At 71.4% G+C, this 10,519-nt stretch carries 8 protein-coding genes; 4 read left to right on the forward strand and 4 right to left on the reverse strand.

Features of this window, described 5'->3' with window-relative positions; genetic code table 11:
- Window positions 1-25 precede the first annotated feature (25 nt).
- Window positions 26-2,275, reverse strand: coding sequence for an MMPL family transporter (locus tag AC2RP6_RS11635; protein ID WP_486446170.1), 2,250 nt, complete (start codon window positions 2,273-2,275; stop codon window positions 26-28).
- A 461-nt stretch (window positions 2,276-2,736) separates the two neighbouring features.
- Entirely contained in the window at window positions 2,737-3,702 is a 966-nt protein-coding gene (argB, locus tag AC2RP6_RS11640; RefSeq protein WP_486450300.1) for an acetylglutamate kinase, read from the reverse strand.
- Window positions 3,703-4,135: 433 nt separating this feature from the next.
- On the opposite strand from argB, the gene AC2RP6_RS11645 reads away from it, so the two are divergent.
- Window positions 4,136-4,372, forward strand: coding sequence for an MbtH family protein (locus AC2RP6_RS11645; protein WP_403935130.1), 237 nt, complete (start codon window positions 4,136-4,138; stop codon window positions 4,370-4,372).
- 124 nt (window positions 4,373-4,496) lie between these two features.
- On the opposite strand, the gene AC2RP6_RS11650 is transcribed toward AC2RP6_RS11645, so the two are convergent.
- Window positions 4,497-5,861: a lysine N(6)-hydroxylase/L-ornithine N(5)-oxygenase family protein gene (locus tag AC2RP6_RS11650; RefSeq protein ID WP_486446171.1), complete on the reverse strand. Its 1,365-nt coding sequence runs from the start codon at window positions 5,859-5,861 to the stop codon at window positions 4,497-4,499.
- A gap of 214 nt (window positions 5,862-6,075) precedes the next feature.
- On the opposite strand from AC2RP6_RS11650, the gene AC2RP6_RS11655 reads away from it, so the two are divergent.
- Window positions 6,076-6,723 (forward strand): FMN-binding negative transcriptional regulator, encoded by a 648-nt coding sequence (locus AC2RP6_RS11655; protein ID WP_486446172.1) that lies wholly within the window; start codon window positions 6,076-6,078, stop codon window positions 6,721-6,723.
- Window positions 6,724-6,788: 65 nt separating this feature from the next.
- Here AC2RP6_RS11655 and AC2RP6_RS11660 read toward each other — a convergent pair whose 3' ends face one another.
- Window positions 6,789-7,595 carry an LmbU family transcriptional regulator gene (locus tag AC2RP6_RS11660; protein ID WP_486446173.1) on the reverse strand — a complete coding sequence of 269 codons (807 nt, stop codon included), beginning with the start codon at window positions 7,593-7,595 and terminating at the stop codon, window positions 6,789-6,791.
- A gap of 448 nt (window positions 7,596-8,043) precedes the next feature.
- Here AC2RP6_RS11660 and AC2RP6_RS11665 point away from each other — a divergent pair, with 448 nt between their 5' ends.
- Both AC2RP6_RS11665 and AC2RP6_RS11670 read left to right on the forward strand, forming a co-directional pair.
- On the forward strand, window positions 8,044-9,207 hold the full coding sequence (locus AC2RP6_RS11665) for a pyridoxal phosphate-dependent aminotransferase (protein WP_486446174.1): 1,164 nt from the start codon (window positions 8,044-8,046) through the stop codon (window positions 9,205-9,207).
- Window positions 9,208-9,234: 27 nt separating this feature from the next.
- Entirely contained in the window at window positions 9,235-10,425 is a 1,191-nt protein-coding gene (locus AC2RP6_RS11670) for a cytochrome P450 (RefSeq protein WP_486446175.1), read from the forward strand.
- Window positions 10,426-10,519: the final 94 nt, after the last annotated feature.

Below are 10,519 nucleotides of genomic sequence, written 5' to 3' on the forward strand. Positions count from 1 at the left end.
CGGGCGGTGCCGTGGGTCGCGGGGGTCAGCGCAGGGCGCCGGTCTCCTGCTCGCGGCGCTGCTGGGCCGGCAGGACGGGGGCGGTGCGGCTGAGCTTCTCGCCCTCGACGTCCATGTTCGGCAGTACCCGGTCGAGCCAGCGGGGCAGCCACCATGCCGACCGGCCGAGCAGGGCGAACAGGGCGGGCACGAGGGCCATGCGGACGACGAAGGCGTCGAAGAGGACGGCGACGGCGAGGCTGAAGCCGACCATCTTGACGAAGACGTTGTCCTCCATGATGAAGCCGGAGAAGACGCTGACCATGATGATCGCGGCGGCGCCGACCACCCGGCCGCCGTAGCGGAATCCGGTGACGACCGCGTCCTTGGGCTGCGCCCCGTGCACGTGGGCCTCCCGCATCCGGGTCACGAGGAAGACCTCGTAGTCCATCGCGAGGCCGAAGACGACACCGATCATGAAGATCGGCAGGGTGCTCATGATGGGGCCGGGCTGTTCGACGCCGAAGAAGTCCCCGAGCCGGCCCCACTGGAAGACGGCCACGACCGCGCCGAGGGCCGCGCTCACGGAGAGCAGGAAGCCCAGGGCGGCCTTGAGCGGGACGAGCAGCGAACGGAAGACGAGGACGAGCAGGAGGAAGGCGAGTCCGACGACCAGGCCCAGGTAGGGCAGCATCGCGTCGTCGAGGGTCTGGGAGAAGTCGATGAACAGGGCGGTCTGACCGGTCACGAGGATCTCGGCGCCGCCGTTGTCCGCACCGAGGGTGCCGGCGACGCCGCGGATGTGTCCGACGAGTTCCTCGGTCTCGGCCTCGGTGGGACCTGTCGTGGGGACGACGGTGAGCACCGCGGTGTCGCCCGTGTCGTTGGGCGTCGCGGGGGTGACGGTGGCGACGCCGTCGACCTTGGCGAGTTCCTTGCCCACGCCACCGGCGGCGGTCGCGGCGTCCTTGGCCCGGACGGTGACCGTCAGCGGCCCGTTGAACCCGGCGCCGAAGGACTCGGACAGCATGTCGTAGGCCTTGCGCTGGGTGGTCTCCGGCGCCATCGTGCCCTCGCCGGGCAGGCCGAGCTGGAGGCTCGCGGCCGGTACCGCGACCGCGCCGAGGCCGACGACTCCGAAGAGGAGGACGACGATCGGGCGGCGGACGACGAACCGCGCCCAGCGCGTGCCCAGGTTGGGCTTGCGGCCCTTGGCGGCCCGCTGGTCGGCCTTGCGCTGCTGGCGCTCCGTGAGGGGCTTGCCGCTGTACTGCTTGCGCTCGCGCCGGGGCATGACCTTGATCGGTGCGAAGCCGAGGAGGGCCGGGACGAAGGTGATGGCGATGAGGACCGCGACGGCCACGGTGCCGGCTGCGGCGAGGCCCATCTTGGTGAGCATCGGGATGTTCACGACGGCGAGGCCGGCGAGGGCGACGATGACGGTGAGTCCGGCGAAGACGACGGCGGAGCCGGCCGTGCCGACCGCCCGTCCCGCGGCGTCCTGGCGCTCACGGCCCTCGGCCATCTCGGAGCGGTAGCGGGAGACGATGAAGAGGGCGTAGTCGATGCCGACGGCGAGGCCGATCATCAGCGCGAGGGTGGACGTGGTGCTGGACAGCCCGAGGGTGCTGCCGAGCGCGGTGATGGCCGCACCGCCGATGGCGACGCCCAGGATGGCCGTGAGCAGGGGCATGCCGGCGGCGATCATCGAGCCGAAGGTGAGGACCAGGACGATCGCGGAGATCAGGATGCCGATGCCTTCGGCGCCGCCGCCCGGTGCTCCGTCGACCTTGACGGCGTCACCGCCGGCCTCGACGACGAGACCGGTGGCGCGGGCGTCGGCGAGCGCCTTGTCGAGGCCGTCGTGGGCCTCGTCGTCCAGCTTGAGCGCGGTCAGCTTGTACGTGGCGACGGCATAGGCCGTGGTGCCGTCCTGGCTGAGGGCGTTGGTCCGGTAGGGATCGGACGCGGAGACCACGTCCGGCGCCTTGGCGAGCGCCCCGACGAGGGCCTCGACCTTGGCCTTCTGCGCGGGGTCGGAGAGCTTCTCGCCGCCGGGCGTACGGACGACCACGCGGGCGGTCGCGCCGTCCACGCTCATCGCCGGGAACTTCTCCTTCAGCAGGTCGAAGGCCTTCTGGGACTCCGTACCCGGCATGGAGAAGGTGTCGGCGGGCGGAGCCGGTGCGGTGGAGGCCGCGAAGCCGACGCCGACCAGGACGACGACCCAGAGCAGGGCGACCAGGCCTCGCCGCCGGAAGGCGAACCGGCCCACTTTGTAAAGGAAGGTGGCCATAGCGAAAAGAACTCCTGTGCGAATCGAGTGGTGCGAGCGGGACGGCTCCCGGCGAGCGGAATGCTTCCCGGCGGGCGGGGTGGTTTCCGGCGGGCGGGGTGATCGGCAGGGCCGGCCGTGGACCTGGCCCTACGGGGCGCCTTGCGTGACGCCATCATGGCACACACATGGCGCCACTGTCGCGCCATTTCTGCACCACGGCGCCGAAGTGGCCGGATGAGACGGCTCCCCGCACGACTGCGAGGGTCCGTCGGCGGGCGCGGCCCTACCCCGCCGACCTGCACGATCGGGGCCCGTGGCAGCCTTCGAAGCCTCCATCGGACCTACGTCGGGTACTGGTTGATACCGGCCATCACCGGCTGCGGCGGCCGGTGCGACACGATGGCGCTGATCGGGGCACTGCGGCGCCATCATGGCGCCACGGCGGCGGGAGGGGGGTAGGCGCCGCGCGATGCACCCCCTCACGAGCGCACCGCCCGGGCCGGACGCGGCCCCCGGCCCGCGGCCCCGGGCTCTTCCCGGCCCTCCTCGTGCTCGGCGTCCGGGTCCGGCACGATCACCGTGCCGACCCCCTCGTCCGTGAACATCTCCAGCAGGACCGCGTGCGGGACCCGCCCGTCGATCACGCGCGCCGTGCCGACGCCGCCCCGCACGGCGCGCAGGCAGCCGGTCATCTTCGGGACCATCCCGTCGGCGAGCTCCGGCAGCAGCTTCTCCAGCTCACGGGCGGTGAGCCGGTCGATGACCTCGCCCCCGGCCGGCCAGCCCGCGTACAGGCCCTCCACGTCGGTGAGCATCACGAGTGCCTGGGCCCGCAGCGCCGTGGCGAGCGCGGCCGCCGCGGTGTCGGCGTTGACGTTGTAGACGTGGCCGTCCTCGGCGCTGCGGGCGACGGACGAGACGACCGGGATGCGTCCGTCGGCCAGGAGCGCCTCGATGGCGCCGGTGTCCACGCGGGTGATGTCGCCGACCCGGCCGATGTCCACCGGTTCGCCGTCGACCCACGGCACGTGCCGGACGGCGGTGAGGGTGTCGGCGTCCTCGCCGGTCATGCCGACGGCGAGCGGGCCGTTCGCGTTGATCAGCCCGACCAGGTCGCGCTGCACCCGCCCGGCGAGCACCATCCGGACCACGTCCATCGCGGGCGGCGGGGTGACCCGCAGGCCCGCCTTGAACTCACTGGCCAGACCGCGCCGTTCGAGCTCGGCGCCGATCTGCGGACCGCCGCCGTGGACGACCACGGGCTTCAGCCCGGCGTAGCGCAGGAAGACGACGTCGCTGGCGAAGGCGGCGGTCAGCTGCTCGTCGACCATGGCGTGCCCGCCCAGTTTGATGACGACCGTGCGGTTCTGGTGGCGGGACAGCCACGGCAGCGCCTCACAGACGGACCGCGCCTTGTCCAGGGCGGACCGCCGACGGGCCGTCATGAGGACCTCGTGCGTGGGGTGAAGAGAAAGGCCGGCCGCGCTGGCGACGCTCATCGGCACAACTCCTTCTGTGGAGGGCTCGGCTCCGGCTCTCCCGGGGACGTGGAGGACCACGGCACGGGGCCGCGATCGCCCGTCCAGCATGGCGCGCGAGAGAACGCGACCGGAAGTGCATTCCCCGTAACTCGACCAGAACCGCGGTGAATTGGGGCAGGGTGTGTGCGGAGTCCGAACCGTCCCGTCAACAGGACGGCGGGACGGACCCGCCGATGGCACCGGCGGGGCGCCCGATCCGCCCATCGGTCTCCACCGGGCGTCCGAGAGGTGCCATGATCGGGCACGGCGTTCTCGCCAACTCCCTCCCCCTTAATGGATGACGGTCCCTTTCCCGTCCGGGAAGGGCACCGTGAACGGCTTGAATTGGAGTGGATTCATGAGCAGCAACCCGTTCGACGACGCTGACGGCCGGTTCTACGTCTTGGTGAACGACGAGGGCCAGCACTCGCTGTGGCCGTCGTTCGCCGAGGTTCCCGCCGGCTGGCGCATCGTGTTCGGCGAGGAAAGCCGCCAGTTGTGCCTGGAGCACGTCGAGGCGAATTGGACCGACCTGCGGCCGCAGAGCCTGCGCGACGCGATGGCCGCGGACCGGGTTCCCGCCGACGCCGCGTGAAGTGATTCCGGCATTTCCGCGTACCACGCGACGTTCGCGGAACGGCCGATGACGGCCGAAGGGTGGGCCCCGGTGCTGTTCGGACAGCACCGGGGCCCACCCTTCGGCCGTATGGGGGTCCGGGTCAGGCCCGGACCCCCGCGCCCGCGGCGGCGGCCTCGACCGCACGCGCCCCGGCCAGTTCCTGCTCGGCCCTGCGCAGGACGATGGAGTCGGCGATCTCCCCGCTGCGCACGGCGATGTTGGACAGCAGGGACGACGACAGGCCGTGGGTGTGCTCGGTGCCGCCCTGGAGGTAGATCCCGCAGGACGGGCCCGACGCGGTGACGAGGCGGTAGTCGCGCTCCACCCGGTGGCGGCCGGTCTCGTCCCGCAGGAAGTGCCGGTCGAAGTCGCCGAGCAGGCCGGCCGGGTCCATGCCCTCGTAGCCGGTCGCGAAGACGAGGGCGTCGACGTGCAGTTCCCGGGGCTCGCTGTCGAGCAGCGAGTTGAGGGTGAGCCGAGTCTCGTTGCCGACCCGGGCGACCTCGGCGACCCGGGTCAGGTTGAGGAAGTGGAGGCGCTTGTCGCCGCGCACCTCCTCCTCGTAGGAGCGCTGGTGCAGGGCGCGGATCACCTCGTCGTCGACGACGGAGTAGTTCGTGTTGCGGTGGTAGTGCCAGAAGGCCTCCCGTGCCCGGTCGGTGCCGAAGTAGTACTCGTCGACCGCGGCCGGGTCGAACACCTGGTTGGCGAAGGGCGTGTCGTCCGCGACCGAGTACCCGTAGGAGGGGATGACCGCGCTGACGCGCGCGTGCGGGAGCATGTCGTACAGGAACCGGGTGATCTCGGCCGCGCTCTGGCCGGCGCCGACGACCGCCACGCTCTTGAGCTCGTCGGGGTCGAGGCCGCGGAACCTCTCCAGGAACTGGGAGCTGTGCCAGACCCGTTCGTCGGCCGTGATGCCGGCCGGCAGGCGCGGCACCAGGCCGGTCGATATGGCGACGTTGCGCGCCCTGACCATCCGGACGGCGCCGGCGGGGCCACGCACCTCCAGCTCCAGGTGTTCGGTGGACCCGGAGCCGGGGCCGCCGGCGGGGCGGATCGCGGTGACCTCCGACCCGTAGGACACCCGGTCGGCGAGGCGGGCAGCCGCCCATTCCAGATAGTGGTGGAATTCCTGCCGGGTCGGGAAGAAATCCTGGTTGTTGACGAACTGCACCAGGCGCCCGGCCTCGTGCAGATACGAGACGAAGCTGAACCGGGACACCGGATTGCGGAAGGTGGCCAGGTCCTTCAGGAACGAGATCTGCATGGTCGTCGACGGCAGCAGCATGTTGCGGTGCCATCCGAACGACGATTGGCGCTCGAAGAACACGGCCTTCACCGGACGGTCCGGAACGTTGGCCCGGTGCTCTTCCAGAGCGATGGCGAGCGACAGGTTGGACGGGCCGAAGCCGATGCCGACCACGTCGTGAATCTCTTGGTCATGCGCACCCGTTGTACCCATAGACAATTCTCCCGCTAGCGTCTTGGAATCTCGACCGGTGATCCGGGAGACCTTTGTTCAGTATTGCGCCGGAGAACGCCCCGGCGCCAACCTGAAGTCACCGACAAGGCAATCCGAGCGGCCTCTGCGCGCATCGAATGCCGAATACCGAATGTCGAATTACCGGAGAACGGTGTCCCGGTGACGGGACACCGACCGAAAGGGTGGATTCTGGATGTTCGTCCCCAGCAACTACCGTGAACCCGACCGTTCATGGATGACCGATCTGATGCGCGACAATCCCTTGGCACTGGCGGTGACCAACGGGACCGCCAAGGACGGCCCGTTCGCCACGCACCTGCCGGTCATCGCCGATCCGCGGGCGAATGACGATCCGGCGCCCGACCTTTCCGGCGCCAGGCTCCTCGGTCACATGAACAAGGCGAATCCGCACTGGATCGCCCTGAGGACGGGCGGCGTCGTCCTCCTGACCTTCACCGGCCCGCATTCCTACGTCTCTCCGACGGTGTACGAGAAATCACCGGCGGCCCCGACGTGGGATTTCACCTCGGTGCACGTACGCGGTGTGGTGGAGAAGATCGAATCGAGCGAGGAGACGATGGACGTCGTGCAGTCCACCGTGCGCGCCTTCGAGGAGGCGAAGTTCGGGACGGGCTGGGACATGACCGACTCGGTCGGCTACTTCCATCAGCTGCTGCCGGGCGTGGGCGCCTTCCGGATCACCGTGACCGGCGCGGAGGGGATGTTCAAGCTCAGCCAGGAGCAGCCCTCCGAGGTACGCGGGCGGGTCCTGGACTCCTTCACCCGCAGCGGGTGCACACGGCAGCGGGACACGGCCGACCTCATGCGGCAGCTGCCCTGATCGCGCGGCGGCCCCCGCGGGGCCCGCACTCCCCCCGCGGAGTGCGGGCGCCCGGGCGCGGCACGTCAGGCACGGGCCGCCGCCGCGGGACCCTCCGGCTCACCCCGTTCCGCGGGCGGCCTCGGCCCCTCGATCTGCAACGGCCCGCCGGGCGCGGCCGACGCCATGAGCGCGGCCGGCCCCGCGTCCACCCCGTCCTCCAGCCTGCCGAGTTCCGCGAGGGCCTGCTTCGCGGCGCTGTCCAGGGTGACGAGCACCCAGCGCTCGAAGTCGACGCCCGCCTGCTCGGCCGCCCGGTGCCACCACTGGAGGCGGCTGCCCGGCACTTCCAGCCTGCGCGTCGGTTCCGCGGGGACGCGGACCCGGGCCTGGGTCTCGCGTGCGGCGCGGAGGGCGCCGCGCAGCTGCTTGGTGGTCCATCTGCGCTGCTCGGCCCGGTCCAGCCAGGTCTCCTGCTCGTCGTGCGGCAGGGACGCCAGCTCGGCGTGGTGCTGGAAGCTCAGGGATCCGCGCCGGCGGCCGAAGTCGAAGCGGCGGGAGACCCAGGCGTAGTTGCGCAGGGTCTGGTACTGCAGCCCGGCGGCCCGGATGCCGCGCTGGTAGCGGTCGGTGTAGTGGTCCTTGCCGTACACCAGCCAGTCACCGAGCCACCAGGATGAGGAATCCACAATTCCGGACAGCTGGCGTCCGGCCTTCTCCCAGTCGTCGAAGGACATCCCCGCCGGCATCTGCAGGCCCACCTTCGTGGTCAGCACCTGACCGCGCCGTGGGTCCTCGCCCGTGCCCCTGCGCGGCCTCGGGACCGGCTCGGGGCCCGGGTGGACCCGTGCCGTTCCCGCTCCCTCGATGCCGCCGGCCTGGATCGCCATCATGCCTCCATGTGAAGGGGTCCACAGAACAGGTGTGGAGGCTCGCAGCACGTGCTAAAGGCGTGCCAAAGTCGGCGGCCGGAGTCGGCGGCGGACGTCCCGCCGATCGGGCCGGACCGGCCCGCGCGGCCGCCCGTTCCGCGCCGGCGCCGTCCCGTCGACGGGACGGATCGGGTGACGCGTCGAACAACCGACCGGTCCTGGTCCGCCGTCGCCTCCAGTCGCCGCCGTTCTGTTCTCCGCCTCCCGGGCCGGAGGTATGTTCATTCTCGGCCAGAGTTTCTCCGCGGCGTCCGAGCAGAATGCACACCGCCGCCGGCTCGGCTTTCTCCCGAGGCGTCAGAGGTAAAGCGGAACGGTCATGGCCGAATTCCCCGCGCCCGCACTGCGCCTCCCCATTCAGCTCAATTCAGCTCATCCAGTCGATTCAGCAGGAGCAGGAGGATCGGAAATGACGCACTCCCGGGCCCACAGGTCGCCCGTATCCTCGCGCGCGGCGCGGCTCAAGGGCAGCGGGCTGACCGAGGTGTTCATGCTGGCGCGCACCCGCGACGCCGTCGATCTGGCGGTCGGCACCCCCGGGCACCCCGAGACCTCCCCGGACATGATCGAGGAGGCGGCCCGCGCGCTGCGGGCCGGCCACAACCAGTACGAGCACCCCAACGGCGACGCGAGTCTGCGGCAGCGGATCGCGGAGTCCCTGGGCACCCCCACCGACCCCGACACCGAGGTCACCGTCACCGCCGGCGCGACGGAGGCCCTCTTCGTCGCCCTGCTGGCGACCGTCGACCCCGGCGACGAGGTCATCCTCTTCGACCCCGGCTTCGACCACTTCACCGCCGCCGTCGAACTGACCGGAGCCGTACCGAAGTACGTACGGCTGCACGCGCCGGAGTGGCGCTTCGACCCCGCCGAACTGGCCGCCGCCTTCTCCCCCCGCACCCGGGCCGTCGTCCTGAACACCCCCGGCAACCCGACCGGACGCGTCCTCACCCGCCAGGAGCTGGGCGAGATCGCCGAGTTGTGCGAGCGGTGGGACGCCACGGTGATCTCCGACGAGGTCTACCGCGCCTTCACCTTCGACGGCCGCCCCCACGTCTCCGTCGCCGACGTGCCCGGCCTGGCCGAGCGCAGCATCGTCGTCGGGTCGCTGTCCAAGAGCCACGCCGTCAGCGGATGGCGGCTGGGATTCCTGCGGGCCGATCCGGTGCGCACGGCCGCGCTGCGCCAGGTGCACGAACTCACCACGCTGGGCGCCGCGGTCCCCCTCCAGGTGGCCGCCGGACGGACCGCCCACCACGTCGACCCGACGGTCGCGGCGGCCGAGATGGCCGAGCGGCGCGACCTCGCTCAGGAGGTCTTCTCGCGGACGGGAATGAAGTTCGCCCCGGCGGAGGGCGGTTGCTTCCTCTTCGCCGACATCTCCCCGCTCACCGGTGGCCGGCAGGGCGGCCTCGGCTTCGTCCGCGACCTCCTGGACCGGACCGGGGTGCTGGTCGTCCCCGGTACGCCCTTCTTCGCCGACCCGCTCGGCGGTGAGCAGTACGTGCGCATCGCGTTCAACCGGCCGACCGCGGTCCTGCACGAGGCCGAGCGCCGCCTCTTGACCACCTGATCGCCGACCACAACGGGGAGGAAAGGCATGAAGCACCGCAGCGCCGGCCCGCTGGGCCCGCTTCCGGAGTTCCTCGGTCAGTACGTGGCCGGGGAGGGGCAGGTCCCGGACGGCATCGACGTCGTCCCGTTCTTCACGCCCGCCGGCGACAAGATGTGGCTGGTGTGCGACTACGCACTGGCGCGCCGGGTCCTGACGGACAAGAGGTTCAGCCGCGCCGAGGCCGTCACACCGCGGGCCCCGAAGCTCAACGACGCCCAGCCCGTACCGAACTCCATGATGAGCATGGACGGAGCCGATCACTCCAGGCTGCGGCGCGTCGTGACGAAGGCGTTCACCACCGGCCGTACCGCCGCCCTGGCCCCGGCCGTCGAGGAGCTGGCCGACCGCCACCTCGACGCCCTCGCCGCGTCGGGACCCGGCACCGACCTGATCGAGACGCTCGTCGCCCCGCTGCCACTGGCCGTGCTGTGCTCACTGCTCGGGGTTCCCCCCGAGGACTCCACGCGCTTCCGCGACTGGGTCGAGGTGCTGTTCGACATCTCGGCCAGCACCCCGCAGGAAAAGGCCCGGCGCCGCCTCGAACTCATCGACTACATGGCCGACCTGATCGACCGCAAGCGCCGCCGGCCGCAGGACGACCTCCTCACCTCCATGATCGCGGCGCACGAACAGGGCGACCTGTCGATGGGCGAACTGCTCACCATGGGGCTCACGCTGCTCATGGCCGGCTACGAGACCGTGGTGGGACAGCTCGGCCTGTCGGCGCACGCCCTGCTCCACGATCCGGCCGCGTACCGGGAGCTGTGCGAGCGGCCCGACCGGCTGGCCCCCACGGTGGAGGAGCTGCTGCGGCTGACCCCCTCCACACCGATCAGCTTCCCGCGGGTGGCGGTGGAGCCCGTACCGCTCGGCAGCGTCACCGTGCAGGCCGGGGAGGGCGTCATCGTCTCCCTGCTGCACGGGAACCGGGACGGCAGGACCTTCACCGAGCCCGGGCTGCTGGATCCGGACGGACACGACGCCGCGCACCTGACGTTCGGCCACGGGGTGCACCGCTGTCTCGGCGCGCCGCTGGCCAGGCTCCAGCTGCAGATCGTGCTGGAGCGGCTGATGCGGCGGTTCCCGACGCTGCGGCCGGCCGCCGGCCCCGACGCCGTGGTCTGGAAGGACGGCCTCGGCACGCGGGGGCTGGCCCGGCTGCTCGTGGACTGGTAGCCGGACCTCCGCGGGCGCCGCGGGCCGGTCGTACAGGCGGGTCGCCTCCCGGGTGTTCCGGGCGTCCCCCTCGAAGTGCTGCTCCCCGGAACAC

It is taken from the genome of Streptomyces sp. WAC03905 (assembly GCF_057371075.1).